Raw genomic sequence first — 18,635 nt, 5'->3', positions numbered from 1 at the left:
CGTGCACCTTCACGTCGCTTCGGCGTATTCGCTCCGGTACGGCGTGGCGCCGCCCGCCGCGCTGGCCGCGCGCGCGGCCGACCTCGGCCTGGAGACGCTCGCGCTGACCGACCGGGACGGCCTGTACGGCGCGGTCCGGCACGTCCGGGCGTGCGACGCCGCGGGGATCGGCGCGGTCGTGGGCGCCGACCTCGGCTTCGCCGGCGGGGAGCGGGTCGTGGTGCTGGCGGAGGGGCGCGCCGGGTGGCGGTCGCTGTGCCGGCTCGTCACCGCGGCGCACGCGGCGGGCGAGCGGGGGCGTCCGGTGACGACGCGGGAGATGGTCGGTGCCCATGCCGAGGGGCTCGTGGTCCTGCTCGGCCCCGCCTCCGACGTGGGACGGGCCGTCGCGGCGCGCCGTCCCGACCTGGCGGCCCGGCTGCTGGCGCGGTGGCGGGAGACCGCCGAGACGGTGATCGAGATCGTGGACCACCACGACGTGGGCGACGGGCACCGGGCGGCGCGGATGCTCGCGCTCGCCCGGGAGTCCGGGGTGCCCGCGGTGCTCGGCAACGCCGTCCGGTACCTGGAGCCGGCCGATCATCCGGTGGCGCAGGTGCTGGACGTGACGCGGCGGCTCGTCCCGCTGGACCGCCGGCACCTCGACGACCGCACCGGGCACGCCTACCTGAAGTCGGTGCCGCAGATGCGGCGCGTCGCGGAGCTGGCCTGCGGCCCGGACGAGGCCGAGGCGCTGCTCGCCGAGACCCGGCGCCTGTCGGAGCGGTGCGTCCTCGATCCGGGCCGCGACCTGCGGATGGACGCGGTGCACCTGCCCGAGGTGACCGGTGATCCGCACGCGCGGCTCACCGCCCGCTGTGCGGAGGGGATGGCCCGGCGCGGGCTCGCCGGGTCGCGGCGCGCGGAGGCGCGGCTCGCCGACGAGCTGGGCGTGATCGCCCGCAAGGGGCTCGCCTCGTACTTCCTCACGGTCGCCGACGCCGCCGCGCTGATCCGGTCGCGCGGCATCCGCTGCGCGATCCGCGGCTCCGGTGCGGGCAGCCTGGTCAACTACCTGCTCGGCATCGGCGACCTCGACCCGCTCCGGCACGACCTCGTCATGGAGCGGTTCCTCGCCGACAGCCGCGAGGGCCTGCCCGACATCGACCTCGACGTCGAGTCGGCGCGGCGGCTGGAGGCGTACGAGGCGCTGTTCGACCGGTACGGCGCCGACGGCACCGCGTGCGTGTCGATGATGGAGACCTACCGGGCGCGCAGCGCGATCCGCGACGTCGGCAACGCCGTCGGGCTGCCGCCGCAGGAGATCGACGCGATCGCCAAGGCGTTCCCGCACATCCGCGCGAGCCAGATCGGCGCCGCGCTGCGGGACCTGCCGGAACTGCGGCAGAGCAACCTGTCGCAGGGCCGTCTGGACGTGCTGTTCCGCATCGCCGAGCGCCTCGACGGCCTGCCCCGGCACATCGCGATGCACCCGTGCGGCGTGCTGCTGTCCAACGCGACGCTCCGTGACCGCGTGCCGGTCGAGCAGAGCGCGCTCGGGTTCCCGATGAGCCAGTTCGACAAGGACGACGTCGAGGCGATGGGCCTGCTGAAACTCGACGTCATCGGCGTGCGGATGCAGTCCGCGATGGCGCACGCGGTCGCCGAGGTCGCCCGGACCACCGGGGAGGAGATCGACCTGGAGGCCGTCCCGCGCGACGACCCCGACACCTACGCGCTGATCCGCACGTCCCGCACGCTCGGCTGCTTCCAGATCGAGTCGCCCGGCCAGCGCGAGCTGATCGGCCGGCTCCAGCCGTGGGACCTCGACGACCTCGTCATCGACATCTCCCTGTTCCGCCCCGGGCCGGTCAACTCCGACATGGTGTCGCCGTTCCTGGACGCCCGCGCCGGCATCCGCGAACCCGGCTACCCGCATCCCGACCTCGAACCGGTGCTGCGCGAGAGCCTCGGCGTCGTCGTGTTCCACGAGCAGGTGCTGCGCGTCCTCGACGTCATGACCGGCTGCGGCCTGTCGACGGCGGAGGCGGCGCGGCGCAGCCTGAACCACGAGCGCGGCCAGGCCGTCATCGGCGCCTGGTTCCGCGAGAAGGCCCTCGCGCGCGGCTACGACGAGCCGACCGTCGAACGCGTCTGGCGGACGCTCACCGCGTTCGGCGCGTTCGGGTTCTGCAAGGCGCACGCCGCGTCGTTCGCGCTGCCGACCTACCAGTCCGCCTGGCTGAAACGGCACCACACCGCCGCGTTCTACGCCGGCGTCCTCACCCACGACCCCGGCATGTACCCCAAGCGGGTCATCCTGGACGACGCGCGGCACTTCGGCGTCCCGATCCTGCCGCTGGACGTCAACCGGTCCGCGCCGGACTGGCACGCCGAACCCGTCTCCGAGGGCGGCCCCACCGGGATCCGCGTCGCGCTGAACGAGGTCAGGGGCATCAGCGACGCCGAGGTCGGCGCGATCGTCGGCGCCCGGCCGTACGCGTCGCTGACCGACTTCTGGCGCCGCGCCCGCGTCTCGCGGCCGACCGCCGAGCGGCTCGTCCTCGCCGGGGCGTTCGACGCGCTGTACCCGGGCGGTCCCGGCGGCGCGCCGGTGCCGCGCCGCGACCTGCTCTGCCGCGTCGGCGCCCTCGACCGCGTCACCGCCCGCCGCCCCGGTCCCGCCGTGGTCGAGGGGCAGCTGCCGCTCGGCCACGAGGACGGCGACGGCGACCTGTCCGGCGTCGAGGTCGGCCTCGCCGAACCCGTCCCGCTCGGCGAGCTGCCGCCGATGACGCCCGCCGAGATCGTCGAGGCCGAGCTGGACGTCCTCGGCATGGACGTCAGCCGACACGTCCTCGGCTTCTACGACGGGCTCCTCGACGCCCTCGGGATCGTCCGCGCCGCCGCCCTGCCGGGCCGTCCCACCGGATCCGACGTGCTGGTCGCGGGGGTGAAGGTCGCGACGCAGACCCCGGCGGTGCGGTCCGGGCAGCGCGTCATCTTCGCCACGCTCGACGACTCCACCGGCCCCGTCGACCTGGCGTTCTTCGAGTCGGTGCAGGAGCGCTGCGCCGCGACCGTGTTCGGCTCGTGGCTGCTGGTCGTCCGGGGCCGCGTCCGGCACGCCGGGGCCCGCGCCGTCTCCATCACCGCGACCGCCTGCTGGGACCTGAACACCCTCTACGAGGAATGGCGGCACGGCGGCATGGACGCCGTCCGCACCGCGATGGCCCGGCGCGGACCGCAGGCCCGGCCGGTCGGGCGCCGCGTCGTCCAGCCGACCGGTTTCGCGATGTCCCCGTATTCCGACATCGGCCACGCCGGACCCGCCGTCAAACGGCCCCCGCGCGCGCCGCTCTGGCACACCAGCGGAGGATCGTCCGGACCGTCCCCGAACTAGTCGCGCCCCACCTGGAGGCGGGTGATCTGGAAGACGGTGGCCATGCACAGCGCGGCCGCGAGCGCCTGGAACGCGGACGCGGCAACGCCCACGTGCACGTCGAAGCGGGCGTCGGCGAGGGTGTCGACGCTGCCGTGGCCGAACATCCGGGCGAGCAGCAGGCCGACCAGCGCGCACCCCCACCAGCCGGCCACGACGAGGCCCGCCGCCTGCCGTTCCGCCGTCCGGTACCGGCCGCTGTTGACCCACACCTCGTACACCATGCGCGGCGGCAGCCACAGGTTCACCACCGGGCAGAACCAGCCGAGCAGCACCCACGCGCGGTGGTGGCGGTGCGGCCCCGGCGACTGCCCGTACGCGCGCCACAGCCACGCCAGGTACAGCATCCCGGTGACCGTCGCCATGATCGCGCCGATCAGGAACACGTCCTGGTACGGCGCGAGGGCCTTGTCCGTCACGGACGCGTCATAGGTGTCGTGGGTCGCGTCGTGCAGCGGACGCGCCATCCGCAGCAGGCTGATCCCCGACCCGAGCGAGACGAACGCGTCGAAGCCCAGCAGCATGAACACCGCCACCCCGACGGCGCGGAAGTCGCGGCGCCGCGCCCAGGCCCCGCATGCCGGGCACCGGGCGACCTCGGACGGGATGATGTCGCCGCATAGCGCACACGGCATGGTTTCACCTCCGAGGGCCCCTTTTTTACCGTTCGCTGCTTCGGATACTACGTAGGTTTGACCGGGTTGGCCCCCGAAGGGTTCACGGTCTTCCAGGGGATCTTCAGGCGGGGCCCGCCGCTACCGGCCGAGGACGAGGCGTCCCGCCACATACGTCACGGCGGCGGTCAGCAGCAGCCACGCGGCCAGCCGCCGCAGGCCGCCACCGGCCACCAGCCGGGCGGGCCGGAACCCCGTCACCGCCGCCAGCGACCACCACTCCGCGGCCAGCGCGATCGTCGCGTACAGCGACCCGTATCCGAGCACCGCGAACATCAGGACGACGCCCGCCGGGGTGGCGGTGTGCGCGAACAGCGCCGGCCCCCGGTCCCGGCCGCGCAGCCCGCGGCGCAGCCCCGCGAGGACCACCCCCCACCCGGCGGCTCCCAGGACCCAGACGACCACCACGGTCACGGGGATGCCGTCGATCGACTCCGGTGCCAGTGCCCTTCCCCCGTGCTCCTCCGATGCGCGCCCCGCGGCGCCGTGCCCCGCCCGGTCCATCCCGTCCGGGCGCGGCTAGGCCATCAGGCCAGACTCCCACGCCCACGCCGCGACCTCGACCCGGTTCCGCGCCCCGAGCTTGCGCTGCACGCTGCCGAGGTGCGTCTTCACCGTGGACAGCGACACGAACAGCTCCCCGGCGATCTCCTCGTTCGTGCGGCCCCGCGCGACGAGCCGGACCACGTCCAGCTCCCGGTCCGTCAGCTGCTCGCGGGGCGGCGCGGGCGCGGCGGGCGGGCGCGCCAGATGCTCCAGCAACCGGACGGTGATCGACGGCGACACCAGCGCCTCCCCGTTCGCCGCCGCCCGCACCGCCTCGACCAGCAGCGCCGGACCGCTGTCCTTCAGCAGGAACCCGACCGCGCCGCCGCGCAGCGCCCCGTACACGTACTCGTCCATGTCGAACGTCGTGACGATCACCACCCGCGGCGGGTCCGCCACGTCCGGGCCCGCGACGAGCCGCGTCGCCTCCAGCCCGTCCATCTTCGGCATCCGGATGTCGAACAGGCACACGTCCGGACGGAGCCGCCGGGCCGCCGCCACCGCCTCCGCGCCGTCGGCCGCCTCCCCGACCACCTCCATGTCGGGCTGCGAGTCGACGATCATCCGGAACCCGGTCCGGACCATCTCCTGGTCATCGGCGATCAGCACCCGGATGGTCATGAGCATATTTTGCATCGCCCTCGGAGCGGACGAGTCATCGGTCGTTCCCCGGCCCCCGGCCGACCCGGCCGTCGCGATCGCGTGCGAAGCCGGATTCGAGCTTGCGAGAATCCGATCGCGCAGCGAGGCCCCCAGGGCCGAGCCGGAGCGATGCTGTGATCGCACGCAGTGGCCGCCGTAGGAAGGCGCTCTAGCGCCTGACGCCAAGGCCACTGCAATCAAACACGGCCACGACCTCCCAGCCGCCTTCGGGGCGGGGGCCGGCGCGGAGGCGGCCGCCGAGGGCGTCGACCCGCTCGGTCAGCCCGGCGAGGCCGAAGCCCGAGGACGGTAGCCGCCTGCCCCGGCCCTGGCCGTCGTCGCGGACGCTGACCTCGACCGACCCGCCGGCCGCCCGCTCGACCGCGACCCGGACGGACGCGGCGTCCGCGGCGTGCTTGCGGACGTTGGTCAGCGACTCCTGCACCACCCGGTGCACCGAGGCGGCGACCTCGGGCGGCAGCGGGCCGAGGTCGGGTGCGAGCGTGAGGGTGGCGGGCGGGTCGGTGAACCCGGCGACCAGGTCGCGCAGCCGGGTCAGGTCGCCGACGGGGCGGGTCGCGGCCTCACCGGCCGCCCCGCCCGCCGTCCCGCCGGTCGTGCCCGCCGCGCCGAACGCCTCGCCGTCGGCGGCGCCGGTGTGCTGCGCGTCCCGCAGCAGCCCGACCATCTGCCGCATCGACGTCAGCGCCTCGGTGCCCGCCTTCTCGATCCCGGCGAACATGGTGTCGAGCTGCCCGGGCGACTGCACGGCGCCGCTCTGCGCCGCGAACCGCGCCGCCTGCGCCTGGACGACGATGCCGGTCACGTGGTGGGCGACGAAGTCGTGCAGGTCGCGGGCCAGCTCCAGGCGCTCGTCGCGGCGCGCCGCCGCGAGGGACCGGGCCCGGCGGGCGTCGACCGCGCGCAGGTACAGCCCGACGCCGAGCGCGACCGCGACCGTGATGCCGAGCGGCGCGGTGAACACCAGCGCGGCCACCGGCGACCAGCGCAGCGGGACGGCCAGCACCGCCGCGCCGAGCAGCACCGCCAGCGGCACGAGCCGGTCCCGGGGCGCCTTCCAGACCGTCCGGGCGATGACGATGAGCAGCCCGCCGATCTCGGCGAACACGCCGGGGTTGCTCTGGTGCAGCTCGACGGCGGCGCTGACGTAGGCGGTGCCGAGCAGGGACAGCGCCCCGGCGGCCACCGCCGCGCGGAGCTGCCAGCGGGCGGGCGCGAGCGCCGCGGCGTTCGCGGCGGCGGCGAACCCGATCAGCCACACCTGCGGCAGCTCGTGGTGGACGGCGATCAGCCCGGCCAGCAGGTACAGCGCGGCGAAACCGCCGTACGCGACGCGCATGAGGCATCCGCCCACCGAGTGGACGCGGTCCAGCCCCGTTCCCGTATCGCTCACGATTACGCAGGTTACGACCCTGAGCGGACTCCCGGATCGGCCGTTCGGCCGAGGGCCGGGCACCGCGGACCGGACCTGTGCCCGATGTGCGCGCGGGCCCGCCGCGCGCACGCTGGGGGCATGGAACTGATCTACACGCCCCTCCTCGTCCTGTTCGCCGTCTTCGTGATCTACGGCGGGCTGGTGATGCCCGCCCGGGAGATCGCCGAGTCGATCCGGGACCGGCGCTCCCGAGGCCCGTCGGACCCCGCTGCCGGGTCGGATCCGGCGTCCGGCGAGGTCGTCGAGCTGCGGTCCGCCGGGGAGCGGCGGAGGGCCGCGGCGTGAGCGGGCCGTCTCCCTCCGCCGGACCGGAACCGGTCCTGACGGGCCGCGGCCTGGCCAAGCGGTTCGGCGCCGCCGTCGCGCTCGACGGCGTGGACCTCGCCGTCGGCCGCACCGAGACCGTCGCGATCATGGGACCCAGCGGTTCCGGAAAGTCCACCCTGCTGCACTGCCTCGCCGGGATCATGCGCCCGGACGCGGGGGAGGTGCACCTGCTCGGCCAGCGGATCGACGCGCTCGGCGAGCGCCGCCGCAGCACGCTGCGCCGCACCCGGTTCGGGTTCGTGTTCCAGTTCGGGCAGCTGCTCCCCGAACTGCCCGCCGAGGAGAACGTCGCGCTCCCGCTCATGCTGAACGGGACGCCGCGCCGGGACGCCGTCAAGGCCGCCCGGACCTGGTTCGGCCCGCTCGGGCTCGGCGGGATGGAGAGGCGCCGGCCGGGCGAGCTGTCCGGCGGGCAGGCGCAGCGGGTCGCGATCGCCCGCGCGCTGGCGCCGCGTCCCGCGGTCGTCTTCGCCGACGAGCCGACCGGCGCGCTCGACCAGGCCACCGGGCACGAGACGATGCGGCTGCTGACCGAGGCGACCCGGCACAACGACGCGTCGCTGGTCGTGGTGACGCACGACCCGTCCGTGGCGCGCTGGTGCGACCGGACGGTGCAGGTCCGCGACGGCCGCGTCCAGCAGCCGGTCCCCGGGGCCGCGTGATGGGCACGACCCTGGACCTGACCTGGCGGTTGCTGCGCGGCGGGGGCCGCCGCAACCTGCTCGGCGCGGCGCTCGCGCTCGCCGCGGTCGCCGTCTCCACGGGGCTGCTGCTGTTCGCGGTGACGGCCAACCTCGCCTTCGCGCAGCGCGCCCGCGCCGACGCCTGGCGGCACCCCGGGAAGGCCGGCGCGGACCCGGTGATGATCGAGGCGCTCGCGACCGACCACGTCCGCGGCGAGCCGATCACCGTCGTGGACCTCGCGGCGCTGAAGCCGGGCGCGCCCGCGCCGCCCGGCATGCCGCGCTTCCCGAACCCGGGCGAGACGTGGACCTCGCCCGCGCTCGCCCGGCTGATGAAGGACCTGCCGTCCGGCCAGCTCGCCGCCCGCTTCCCCGCCCGCGCCGGGACCCTCGGACGGGACGCGCTGATCCACCCGGACGAGCTCGTCGCCGTGGTCGGCCGCGCTCCCGGCGACCCCGCGATGACGGCCGGCCGCGACCGCCTCGCCGGCGTGGAGAACACCGCCGCGCCCACCCGGATCGCCCGGTACTCCACCGGTGCCGCCGCGTTCGCCGGCGTTTACCAGGCGCTCGTCGCGATCGCGTCGGTGCTGATGGCCGTGCCGCTGCTGGTGTTCGGCGGCGCCGCCGCCCGGCTGACGGTCGCGCGCCGCGACCGCCGGCTCGCGGCGCTGCGGCTGGTCGGCGCCACACCCGGGCAGGTCGTCGCGATCACCACGGCGGAGGCCGTGATCACCGCGGCGGCGGGCGCGCTCGCCGGGACCGTCCTGTACGCGGCGGCGATCCCGGCGCTCACCCGCATCACGATCGCGGGCGGCGGCTGGTACGCCTCCGACCTGTGGCCGGGCCTGCCCGTCGTCGCGGCGGTGCTCGCGGCGGTGCCCGTCCTCGTCGGCGCCAGCGCGGTCGCCGGGCTGCGCCGCGTCGTGGTCGGCCCGCTCGGCGTCGCCCGCCGCGAGACGCCGCCCGCGATGCGCGCGGTCCGGGTGCTGCTGCTCGCCGCGGTCATGGCCGCGTTCGCCGGGGCGAGCGGCGGGCTGACCGGCCTCGGCCGGCTCGGCCTGGTGATCATGCTGGTGTTCCTCATGCTGGCGTTCCTCGCGATCAACCTCGCCGGGCCGTGGGTGGTCGCGCTGATCGGCCGGATCACCGTCGCCCTCGCCCGGACCCCGGCGCGGCTGCTGGCCGGCCGCCGGCTGGTCGACGACCCGCGCTCGGCCTGGCGGACGGTCGCGGGCGTCGCGCTGACCGGGTTCGTCGCCGGGTTCCTCGCCCTGCTCGGCGGCGCCTCGTCCGGGACGAAGGCGTCCGACCGGCTGGAGCTGAGCGTCCCGCCGGAGCGCGCCGCCGCCGTCGCCGAGCAGGTCAAGGGCAGGCTGGACGGGATCGACGCGGGTGTCGCGGTGAGGCCGCCGTCCACCGGGGGGCCGTCGGCGGACGCCGCCGTGGTGACGGTCACCGTGCGGGGCGGGGCCAGCGCCGTCGACCGGGCTCGGACGGCGCTCGCCGGGACCGTCCCCGGCCACGTCGCCACCACCCCGGCCGACGAGGAGCGGGGCAGGGACCAGCTGCTGGCCGACCTGCGGACGGGCGCGCTCACCGTGCTGGTCGTGTCGTTCCTCATCGCGATCACCAGCGCGGGCATCACCGGCGCGTCGGCGGTGCTGGACCGGCGGCAGGCCTACGCGATGCTGCGCCTCGCGGGCACGCCGCTGCGGGTGCTGGACCGGGCGCGGCGGCAGGAGACGCTCATCCCGCTCGTGGTGATGGGCGGCGGCTCGCTGGCGACCGGGCTGTTCTTCGCCGCGCCGTTCGCGGTCGGGTTCGGCGCGTCCGGTGCGGTGACGCTCGCCGCGTTCGTGGCGGTCGGGTTCGGCGGGATCGCGGGCGCGAGCGCGCTGAGCCGGCCGCTCCTCCGCTCGGTCACCGCCGACCCCGCGCCGACGCCGGACTAGCCGAATAAGCGTTCGAAGAATGTCCGAGGCGGGCTCTAGGTTGGGATGTGACTTAGGGGACAACCTGGGGCGATTGGGAACAGCCGCCGAACCGAGTGGCTTGTGACTACGTACCTAGGGGTATGTGACAACCGGTGGCCGTCGCACAGGCGCGGGGCCGCCGGGTCAAGGAAGGGGTGTCGACAGTGAGCGAAGCGACCGGCACATTCCATCTCACCCACCCACGGCTGGACGGGCCCGCGGAGCGGACCATCGTGCAGCCGTGGCTCACCGAACTCACCCACGCGACGCTGAACGCCTACGCCGAGGTTCCGCCGGCGCTGGCCGTGCTCGAACCGCTGCCCGCCCCGGTGCCCGTCCCGGCGGCGCCCGTTCCGGCGGTGCCCGCGGCGCGGCGCGTGGCCGGCCGGCGCATCGCCCTGGCGGCATGACGACCAAGGCGGCCTGACGGCGGCCGCCTGACGGATCGGCTCCGAGAGGGGGCCGGGGCATCGCGCCCCGGCCCCCTTTCACATGTCCTGCTATCTCATATTCCGAGATTCAGTTCTCAAAGTTTGAGAAGTCGGCGTAGGGTGCAGGCACCGACAGAGAGGTGATCCCGATGTCCGCGAACGCGACCTACACCCACGGCCACCACGCGAACGTGCTGAGCGCGCACCAGTGGCGCACCGTCGAGAACTCCGCCGCCTACCTGGTCCCGCACCTGCGGCCCGGGTCGTCGGTCCTGGACGTCGGGTGCGGCCCGGGAACGATCACCGCCGGGATGGCCGAGCTGGTCGCGCCCGGACGCGTCGTCGCCACCGACGCCGCCGAGGTCGTGCTGGCCGACGCGCGCCGGAACGTCGAGGCCAAGGGCGCGGCCAACGTCGAGTTCGCCGTCGCCGACGTCCACGACCTGGACTTCCCCGACGGCACGTTCGACGTCGTCCACGCACACCAGGTCCTGCAGCACATCGCGGACCCCGTCCGGGCGCTGGCCGAGATGCGCCGGGTCGCCAAGCCCGGCGGCATCGTCGCCGCCCGCGAGGCCGACTTCGGCACCATGATCTGGTACCCGGAACCCGAGGCCATGGCCCCCTGGCTGGACATCTACTACCGGGTGGCGCGCGGCAACGGCGGCGAGCCGCACGCCGGACGCCGGCTGGTCTCCTGGGCGCGGCAGGCCGGGTTCACCGACGTCACCGCGTCCGCGTCGGCCTGGTGCTACGCCACCCCCGAGGAGCGCGAGTGGTGGAGCGAGTCGTGGGGCGGCCGGATGCGGGACTCGTCCGTCGCGGACAAGGCCGTCGCCGGCGGCCACGCCACCCGCGAGGAGCTGCAGCGCGTCTACGAGGGCTGGAAGGAGTGGGCCGCCGCGGAGGACGGCTGGTACTCCGTCACGCACGGCGAGATCATCTGCCGCGCCTGACCCGGACCCGGACCCGGACCCGGTTCCCGGGACGCGGCGCCGGGGGCGGCCGCGTCCCGGTCAGGACCGCCCGTCGAGGAACTCCTCGGCCAGCCTCCGGGCGAACCGGGGATCGGTGCCCGGGACCGAGAAGACGACCCGGAAGTACAGCGGCGCCACCACCCGGTCGATGATCTCCTCGACCGGCGGCGGGTCGGCCTCGCCGGCCGCCCGCGCCGCGGCGACGATCGCCTCCAGCGCGTCGTTCACCTGCCGCAGGCACTCGCGCAGGCCCGCCTTGCGCTCGTCGAGATCCGCCGCGACCTCCGCGCGGAAGAACGCGATGCCGCCCGGACGCGACAGGTGCGCGAGATCCCACTCGGCGTACGCCGCGAGGTCGGCGCGCAGGTCGCCGGTCGGCGGGGGAGGGGCGTCGGCGTCCAGCTCCTTGGCCGCCACCTCGGCCAGCAGCGCGGGGACGGTGCCCCAGCGCCGGTAGACCGTCGTCGGATTGACCCCCGCGCGCGCCGCGACCAGCGGGATCGTGACCCGGTCGGCGCCGCGCTCGCAGATCAGCTCGGTGACCGCGTGGTGCACCGCGTCCCGGACGCGGGCGCTGCGCCCGCCGGGCCGCGCCGCCGCGGAACGGGTACCGGTGCTCATGTCGCCCAGGTTAACGCAATATTCTTTGCTTTAGGGTCGCGAGGAGGGTACGGTCTCTTAAAGCCAATATTTTTGCTTTAGGAGTCCGCCGTGACCACCGCCCTCCCGGCCGCCGAACCCGCCGCCGGCCCCCGCGCCCGCCGGCTGCCCCGCGCCGCCGCCTTCTGGACCCTCGCCGCCACCCTCCTCGCCTTCATGGCCGCGGCCGCCGCACCGTCCCCCCTCTACGTCGTCTACCAGGCCGAATGGAAGTTCTCGGCGACCACCCTCACCGTCGTCTTCGCCGTCTACGCGCTCGCGCTGCTCGCCGCCCTCGTCACCGTCGGCGCCCTCTCCGACCACATCGGCCGCCGCCCCGTCCTCGCCGCCGCACTGATCGCCCAGGTCGCCGCCATGCTGCTGTTCGTCACCGCGGACGGCGTCGGCTGGCTCATCGCCGCCCGCATCCTGCAGGGCCTCGCGACCGGCACCGCCACCGGCGCGATCAGCGCCGGCCTCGTCGACCTGCAGCCCCCGCACGACCAGCGCCTCGCGTCCCTGGTCAACAGCGCCACCCCCGGCATCGGCCTCGGCGCCGGCGCCCTCGGCTCCGGCCTGCTCGTCCAGTACGCGCCCGCGCCGACCACCCTCGTCTACTGGCTGCTCGCCGCGCTCTGCGCCCTCGCCGTCGCCGGCATCCTCGCCATGCCGGAGACGTCCGCCCGCCGGCCCGGCGCGCTCGCCTCGCTGCGCCCGCAGGTCAGCGTCCCCCGCGGCGCCCGCGGCACCTTCCTGCTGATCGTCCCGAGCCTCATCGCCACCTGGGGCGTCGTCGGCCTCTACATGTCGCTCGGCCCGTCGCTCGCCGCCGGCGTCCTCGGCGTCCGCAGCCACCTCGTCGGCGGCCTGGTCGTCTTCGCGCTGATGGCCGCCAGCGCCGCCGCCGTCATCGCGACCGGCGCCCGCCGTCCCCGCCCCATGATGATCGGCGGCTCGCTCGTCCTCGCCGCGGGCCTCGCCCTCACCCTCACCGCGCTCGCCACCACGTCCACGCCGCTGTTCTTCACCGCCACCGTGGTCTCCGGCCTCGGCTTCGGCGCCGCGTTCCTCGGCGCCTTCCGCATCGCCGCGTCCCTCGCCGAACCGGCCCGCCGCGCCGCCCTCTTCGCGACCGTCTACACCCTCAGCTACCTCGCCTTCAGCCTCCCCGCCATCGCCGCGGGCTTCGCCACCACGCACATCGGCCTGCGCGACACCGCCGACATCTACGGCGGCGCCGTGATCGTCCTCGCCCTGCTCGCCGCCGGCGGCCTCCTCCTCAGAGGCTCCACCGCCGGAAACCCCCCTCAGAGTTGATCACCTGCCCGGTGATCCACCGCCCCTCGTCCGACACCAGCCACCGCACCAGCCGCGCCACGTCGCCCGGCCGCCCCCACCGCCCAAACGGCAACGCCCCCACGACCTTCTCGGTCAGCGCGTCGTCCGCCCACCCGGTGTCCGTCGGCCCCGGATTGACCGCGTTGACCGTGATGCCCCGGTCGGCCAGCACATCGGCGAGCGTCAGCGTCATCTGGTGGATCGCGCCCTTGCTCACCGCGTACGGGATCTCCCGCCCCATCGGCCCGAGATGCTGCCCCGAGGTGAACAGCACGATCCGCCCGCCCGGCCGCGCGTCGTCGTGAACCTCCGCGAACGCCTGGGCGAGCAGCACGCGCTCGCCCGGGCGTTCACCGCCCAGCACCGGTCCAGCTCGTCCGCCGTCACCTCCGCGAGCGTCTGCTCGGCGCTGCGCGCATGGTTCGCCACCACCACGTCGACCGCCCCGAACACCTCCACCGCCCGCCGGACGACCCGTCCCGGCGCGTCCACCTCGGCGAAGTCCGCCGCGACATGGACCAACCGCGGCCCCACTGCGTGCGGGCCGTCGGCGTGCGCGGGGGCGCTGAGGACGGCGAGTTCGGGCATGCGGGCGGCTTCGGCGGGGTCCGTGATCGGGGGGAGCATGCCGGGGTGGACGGTCAGGGGTTCGAGCACCCAGTTCGGGTGTCCCATGTCGATGGGGGCGGCGCATCTGCGGGCGCTGTTCTCGTCCGGGCACAGGACGAGCAGCGTCGCTCCGCACTTGTGGCGTAGCCGGAGCAGCGCGATGTAGGCGGGCCAGCTGTACTGCTTGCCGCCGTCGAACCGCTGCTGTGACTCGACGATGACGCCGTGGGTGCGTTCGTCCCTATTGTCGAACAGGACAGTGGCGTCGCATCGGAGTTCGGCCGGGTTGAGATCGGCGAAGGATTCGGACGTGATGCTGGGGTCGCCGAGTATGTCCAGGTCGAAGACGGTCCGCAGGATCGTGGGGACGAGCTCGGGCCGGTTGCGGACCATCTCCAGCGGGAGCTCGTGTGCGCTCGTTGGCATGGAACGCAAGCTAACGGTGATCGAACGGTCACGGGGCGTTGATGGTCTCGAATGATTATTCGAGACCATCAACGCGTTCGAGAGTGGTCAGAAGGGGCCGGTCAGGTCGCCCAGCTTGTCCGTTAGCTGGAGGTTGTGGGAGTAGTCCACCGGGACGGTGATGACGGACACGGCGTCCTCGGCGAGGGCCTTGCGGAGGGTGGGGAGCAGCTCGCCGGCGGATTCGACGCGGTAGCCGCGGGCGCCGAAGCTCTCGGCGTACTTGACGAAGTCGGGGTTGCCGAACTTGATGTGGGAGCTCGTGCCCATGTCGAGGTCCATCTTCCACTCGATCAGGCCGTAGGCGGAGTCGTCCCAGATCAGGACGGTGATCGGGATGTTCTCGCGGACGGCGGTCTCCAGTTCCTGGGAGTTCATCAGGAACGCGCCGTCGCCGGTCGCGGCGAGGACCCGGCGGTCGGGGTGGGCGAGCTTGGCGGCGAGGGCGCCGGGGACGGCGAAGCCCATGGACGACAGGCCGTTGGAGACGAGGAGGGTGTTCGGCTCGTACGTCGGGTACATGCGGGCCATCCACATCTTCACCGCGCCGGTGTCGGCGAGGACGATGTCGGCGCGGCCCATGGCGGCGCGGACGTCGGCGACGATGCGGCGGGGGGAGAGAGGGAAGCCGTCCTCGGTGGCGCCCTCGGCGAGCTCGTCGCGCATCATGCGGCGGATCTTCTCGCCGGTGCCGTTGACGTCCCAGCGGCGGTGGACGCTGTCGGCGAGGGCGCGCAGGGAGCGGGAGATGTCGCCCTGGATGCCGACGGTGACGGGGTAGTGGTCGTCGACCTCGGCGGGCGACTGGTGGATGTGGATGATCTTCTTGTCGGCGTTCGGGTTGATTTTGACGGGGTCGAACTCCTGGAGCTCGTAGCCGACGGCGATGAGGACGTCGGCCTCGTCGAAGCCGAAGTTCACGTAGTCGTGGCGCATGAAGCCGACGGCGCCGAGGGCGTTGCGGTGGTCGTCGGGGAAGACGCCCTTGCCGTTGAAGGTGGTGGCGACGGGCAGGCCGAGCCGCTCGGAGAAGTGGATCAGCGCGTCGCTCGCGCGGTCGCGGGTGGCGCCGTGCCCGGCGAGGACGATCGGCTGCCGGGCGAGGGCGATCACGTCGGCGGCGCGGGCGATCTGGGACGGCGACGGCTCCTGCGGCCGGACGATGTTGACCGGCAGCGGCTTGAGCGCGTCCGACACCTTCGCGGACTCGACGTCCTCGGGGATGGCGAGGTAGACGGCGCCGGGACGTTCGGTCTGCGCGGTCTTGAACGCCTTGCGGACCATCTCCGGCAGCGCCTCGGCGGTCGGGGCCAGCTCGGACCACTTGGTGATGGGGCGGAACAGCGACACCAGGTCGACGATCTGGTGCGACTCCTTGTAGATGCGGTCGAGGCCGACCTGCGCGGAGATCGCGACGACGGGGGTGCTGTTGGTGGTGGCGTCCGCGACGCCGAGCTGCAGGTTGATGGCGCCGGGGCCGAGCGTGGCGGAGGCGACGCCGGCCTTGCCGGTGAGGCGGCCGTAGATCTCGGCCATGAACGCGGCGCCCTGCTCGTGGCGGACGAGGATGTAGCGGATCGATGAGTCGTTCAGGGCGTGGACGAAGTGGATGTTCTCCTCGCCCGGTATGCCGAAGACGTATTCGACGCCCTCCGCCTCGAGGGTCCTGACGAGCAGCCGGGCGGCGTCTTCCTGCGTGGACATCGTGTGTCCCATCTCCAGTCTGTGATCTCCGGGTGCCTTCGGTGCAGCGCCCGGTTCGCCGCCTCCATTCCATCGCGCCGTGTGTGATCGGTTACGGGCGGCCCACCCCGAAATGGGGAGGGGCGGCCCGGCGTGCGCCGGACCGCCCCTCCCCATGCCCCGGTAACTCGGGGTGGCCTGATCACGAACGTAGAACCCGCGCGTCGGCGGCGGGAACTTTCCGTTGCGTGATAATTCTGGGCGAAAAGGTACAAACCTCTTGCTCAGCCGTCGACCATCTCCCTGATCGCGCGCAGCGTCGGCTCGTCCTTCACGCCGGCGATCAGCACGGTGCTGACCGGGCTGTCGCGCCACAGCTGGAGCCGCTCCTTGATCCGGCCGAGCGGGCCGAGCAGCGAGATCGCGTCGGCCAGCTCGTCGGGGACGGCCTTGATCGCCTCGGGGCGGCGGCCGTCCAGGAACAGCTCCTGGACGCGCTGCGCCTGCTCGGCGAAGCCGAGCCGGCCGATGAGGTCGAGGTGGAAGTTGCGGTCCTTGGCGCCCATCCCGCCGATGTAGAAGGCGAGCGGGATCTTGGCGAACTCGAGCGCGGAGGCCAGGTCGTCGGTGACGATCGTGGTGACGGTCGCGGCGATCTCGAAGCCGTCCGGGCGGTTCGCGAGGGACGCTCCGAACACCGGCTCGAGCTGCTCGGGGTCGACGAACAGCGGCAGCCAGCCCTGCGCGACCTCGGTGGACAGCGCGACGTTCTTCGGCCCCTCGGCGCCGAGGTACACGGGGATCTCCGGCCGGACGGGGTGGACGATCGACTTCAGCGGCTTGCCGAGGCCCGCGCCGCCGGGGTACGGCAGCGGGTAGTGCGGGCCCTCGCTGGTGACGGGCTCCTCGCGGCGCCAGACCTGCCGGACGATGTCGAGGTACTCGCGGGTGCGGGCGAGCGGCTTGGGGAACGGCTGCCCGTACCAGCCTTCGACGACCTGGGGGCCGGACGCGCCGAGCCCGAGGATCATCCGTCCGCCGGACAGCGCGTCGAGGGTGAGCGCGTGCATCGCGGTGGCGGCGGGGGTCCGCGCGGACATCTGCACGACGGCGGTGCCGAGCTTGATCCGGGACGTGCGGGCGGCGTACCAGGCGAGGGGGGTGAACGCGTCGGAGCCGTAGGCCTCGGCGGTGAAGACCGAGTCGTATCCGCAGCGCTCGGCGGCCAGCACCGTCTCGGTCTGGTCCTCGGGTTCGCTCTGCCAGTAGCCGACGTTGATGCCGAGCTTGAGGTCCGCGGTCACGTTGCCATCCTCCGGTCGCGGTGCGCGCCGCCGGGTCTGCGGCGCACGGGCGATACTAGAACACGTTCTACTTTCTGGGGAAGGGCGGGGCCGTCGTCCCGGCGGCGGGTGGCGGGTGCGCGGCGGTGGGTGCGCGGCGGCGGGCACGGGGGAGGGCCGCGGCGACGTGCGCCGCGGCCCTCCGGAGTCGTGCTCAGACCTCCCGGATGGAGTCGAGGAGGGTCTGCCAGGCGTCCGGCGTCAGCACGAGGGCCGGTCCGCCGGGGTCCTTCGAATCGCGAACAGCGCGCAGATCGCTGGAGAGGGGGGCCACCTCGACGCACTGGTCGCCGCTCCCGCTGTGGGACGACTTGCGCCAGCTGGCTCCGTTGAGTTCGCGCTGCAGGTTGGTCACGGGCTGCTCCTTGCTGCCTCGGCTATGAGGTGCGCGGATTCCTCGGGGGACAGTGCGGCCTCTTCGATCAGATCGAAGCGGTCTCTATGTTTTGCTATTGCCTCGCTGCTCTCAAGGTAAACGTCACCCATGGTCCCCTCTACGTAGGCGATATCGGGGTCTGCGGGGTCCGGATACGACAAAATGGTGAAACGTCCGTCAAGGCCCGCATGTCCCCCCTGTGTGTACGGGAGTACCTGAACGGTCACCGTTGGGCGGTTCATCGCCTCGACCAGATGCTCCAGCTGGGCGCGCATCACCTCGGGGCCGCCGATGTGCCGGTGCAGCACGGCCTCGTCGAAGATGACCTGCAGGTGGGGAGCGGTGTCGCGGTCGAGCAGCGCCTGGCGGATCTTGCGGGCCGCGATGCGGCGCTCGATGTCCTCCTGCGCGGGCAGCAGCCGGCCCGCGGTGATCACGGCGCGGGAGTAGTCCTCGGTCTGCAGCAGCCCGTGGATGAGCTGCGGGTCCCAGGTGCGGATGTGCGACGCCTCGTCCTCCAGCGCGACGTAGCTGCCCGCGAAGACGTCCTGGTAGGCGGTCCACCAGCCGCGCTGCCCGGCCTGCCTGGCCAGCGTGATCAGCGCGTCGCGGTCGGGGCTTGGAACGCCGTACAGGTCGAGGATGTCGGCGATGTCGCCGGGGCGCGGCCGGGTCTGGCTGGTCTCCAGCCGGGAGACGGTGGCCCGGGACCAGTCGAGGCGGTCCGCCACCTCCTGCAGGGTGAGTCCCTGCTCCTCGCGCAGCTTGCGGAGCTCCCGCGCCAGACGGCGGCCACGAACGGTGGGGCGGTAGGTCATGGGAGCGAAGTCTCGCCGCTCTCGGGCCGCGCCACAACGCGATTGGCGAACCCGGCACGAAGGGCAGGGCAATTCCATGAAGCCGCTTGCGTACGTGAGAATCTCACGAGACGCTTGAATGCGTGACTGCTCGGGGACCGAACGTGACGGCGACCGGACCGCGCGCCCGGGCAGGCGGCCCGCGGGAGGCACTCGTGAAGACCCCGCCCGAGACCACCGACGCGAGCCCGC

The 18,635-nt window shown here is 73.8% G+C and carries 18 protein-coding genes; 7 read left to right on the top strand and 11 right to left on the bottom strand.

The window, feature by feature from the left end; translation table 11 throughout:
• The first annotated feature begins 1 nt into the window (after window position 1).
• The gene (locus F9B16_RS07195) at window positions 2-3,382 is read left to right on the top strand and encodes a DNA polymerase III subunit alpha (protein ID WP_264159687.1); all 3,381 of its coding nucleotides are present in this window, start codon (window positions 2-4) and stop codon (window positions 3,380-3,382) included.
• Here the strand turns inward: F9B16_RS07195 and F9B16_RS07190 are convergent.
• The 4 genes from F9B16_RS07190 to F9B16_RS07175 form a co-directional block, all read right to left on the bottom strand.
• Window positions 3,379-4,056, bottom strand: a complete 678-nt coding sequence (locus tag F9B16_RS07190) for a DUF4328 domain-containing protein (RefSeq protein WP_151539189.1) — start codon at window positions 4,054-4,056, stop codon at window positions 3,379-3,381. The genes F9B16_RS07195 and F9B16_RS07190 overlap by 4 nt on opposite strands.
• A 120-nt stretch (window positions 4,057-4,176) precedes the next feature.
• Window positions 4,177-4,509, bottom strand: a complete 333-nt coding sequence (locus F9B16_RS07185) for a hypothetical protein (RefSeq protein WP_225991433.1) — start codon at window positions 4,507-4,509, stop codon at window positions 4,177-4,179.
• Between the two features lie 105 nt (window positions 4,510-4,614).
• The gene (locus tag F9B16_RS07180; RefSeq protein ID WP_151539188.1) at window positions 4,615-5,262 is read right to left on the bottom strand and encodes a response regulator; all 648 of its coding nucleotides are present in this window, start codon (window positions 5,260-5,262) and stop codon (window positions 4,615-4,617) included.
• Between the two features lie 190 nt (window positions 5,263-5,452).
• Window positions 5,453-6,697: a sensor histidine kinase gene (locus F9B16_RS07175; RefSeq protein ID WP_225991432.1), complete on the bottom strand. Its 1,245-nt coding sequence runs from the start codon at window positions 6,695-6,697 to the stop codon at window positions 5,453-5,455.
• A gap of 120 nt (window positions 6,698-6,817) precedes the next feature.
• Here F9B16_RS07175 and F9B16_RS07170 point away from each other — a divergent pair, with 120 nt between their 5' ends.
• The 5 genes from F9B16_RS07170 to F9B16_RS07150 all read left to right on the top strand — a co-directional run bounded on the left by F9B16_RS07170 (window position 6,818) and on the right by F9B16_RS07150 (window position 11,112).
• On the top strand, window positions 6,818-7,024 hold the full coding sequence (locus F9B16_RS07170; RefSeq protein WP_151539187.1) for a hypothetical protein: 207 nt from the start codon (window positions 6,818-6,820) through the stop codon (window positions 7,022-7,024).
• On the top strand, window positions 7,021-7,728 hold the full coding sequence (locus tag F9B16_RS07165) for an ABC transporter ATP-binding protein (protein ID WP_151539186.1): 708 nt from the start codon (window positions 7,021-7,023) through the stop codon (window positions 7,726-7,728). The genes F9B16_RS07170 and F9B16_RS07165 overlap by 4 nt, the downstream gene beginning before the upstream one ends.
• Window positions 7,728-9,704: an FtsX-like permease family protein gene (locus tag F9B16_RS07160; protein WP_151539185.1), complete on the top strand. Its 1,977-nt coding sequence runs from the start codon at window positions 7,728-7,730 to the stop codon at window positions 9,702-9,704. The genes F9B16_RS07165 and F9B16_RS07160 overlap by 1 nt, the downstream gene beginning before the upstream one ends.
• A 185-nt stretch (window positions 9,705-9,889) precedes the next feature.
• A complete protein-coding gene (locus F9B16_RS07155) occupies window positions 9,890-10,135 on the top strand; it encodes a hypothetical protein (RefSeq protein WP_151539184.1) in 246 nt (81 codons plus the stop codon).
• A gap of 170 nt (window positions 10,136-10,305) precedes the next feature.
• The gene (locus tag F9B16_RS07150; protein WP_151539183.1) at window positions 10,306-11,112 is read left to right on the top strand and encodes a methyltransferase domain-containing protein; all 807 of its coding nucleotides are present in this window, start codon (window positions 10,306-10,308) and stop codon (window positions 11,110-11,112) included.
• Between the two features lie 60 nt (window positions 11,113-11,172).
• On the opposite strand, the gene F9B16_RS07145 is transcribed toward F9B16_RS07150, so the two are convergent.
• On the bottom strand, window positions 11,173-11,754 hold the full coding sequence (locus F9B16_RS07145; protein ID WP_151539182.1) for a TetR/AcrR family transcriptional regulator: 582 nt from the start codon (window positions 11,752-11,754) through the stop codon (window positions 11,173-11,175).
• Window positions 11,755-11,844: 90 nt separating this feature from the next.
• Here F9B16_RS07145 and F9B16_RS07140 point away from each other — a divergent pair, with 90 nt between their 5' ends.
• A complete protein-coding gene (locus F9B16_RS07140; protein WP_151539181.1) occupies window positions 11,845-13,089 on the top strand; it encodes an MFS transporter in 1,245 nt (414 codons plus the stop codon).
• On the opposite strand, the gene F9B16_RS52495 is transcribed toward F9B16_RS07140, so the two are convergent.
• From F9B16_RS52495 to F9B16_RS07115, 6 genes are all read right to left on the bottom strand, one after another.
• Window positions 13,052-13,384: an SDR family oxidoreductase gene (locus tag F9B16_RS52495; protein WP_264159686.1), complete on the bottom strand. Its 333-nt coding sequence runs from the start codon at window positions 13,382-13,384 to the stop codon at window positions 13,052-13,054. The two genes, F9B16_RS07140 and F9B16_RS52495, sit on opposite strands and share 38 nt — an antisense overlap.
• Window positions 13,324-14,145 (bottom strand): hypothetical protein, encoded by an 822-nt coding sequence (locus tag F9B16_RS52490; RefSeq protein WP_225991431.1) that lies wholly within the window; start codon window positions 14,143-14,145, stop codon window positions 13,324-13,326. Before F9B16_RS52490 ends, F9B16_RS52495 begins: the two co-directional genes overlap by 61 nt.
• Before the next feature lie 87 nt (window positions 14,146-14,232).
• Window positions 14,233-15,888, bottom strand: coding sequence for an acetolactate synthase large subunit (locus F9B16_RS07130; RefSeq protein ID WP_151539180.1), 1,656 nt, complete (start codon window positions 15,886-15,888; stop codon window positions 14,233-14,235).
• A 263-nt stretch (window positions 15,889-16,151) separates the two neighbouring features.
• Window positions 16,152-17,171, bottom strand: a complete 1,020-nt coding sequence (locus F9B16_RS07125) for an LLM class F420-dependent oxidoreductase (RefSeq protein WP_151539179.1) — start codon at window positions 17,169-17,171, stop codon at window positions 16,152-16,154.
• Window positions 17,172-17,364: 193 nt separating this feature from the next.
• Complete coding sequence (locus tag F9B16_RS07120; RefSeq protein WP_151539178.1) at window positions 17,365-17,565, bottom strand: DUF397 domain-containing protein; 201 nt, start codon at window positions 17,563-17,565, stop codon at window positions 17,365-17,367.
• Window positions 17,562-18,404 (bottom strand): helix-turn-helix domain-containing protein, encoded by an 843-nt coding sequence (locus tag F9B16_RS07115; protein ID WP_151539177.1) that lies wholly within the window; start codon window positions 18,402-18,404, stop codon window positions 17,562-17,564. The genes F9B16_RS07120 and F9B16_RS07115 overlap by 4 nt, the downstream gene beginning before the upstream one ends.
• Window positions 18,405-18,635 lie beyond the last annotated feature (231 nt).

It is taken from the genome of Actinomadura montaniterrae (genome assembly GCF_008923365.1).
GTDB classification, from domain to species: domain Bacteria; phylum Actinomycetota; class Actinomycetes; order Streptosporangiales; family Streptosporangiaceae; genus Spirillospora; species Spirillospora montaniterrae.
This window is presented reverse-complemented; position numbering and strand designations above follow the sequence as displayed.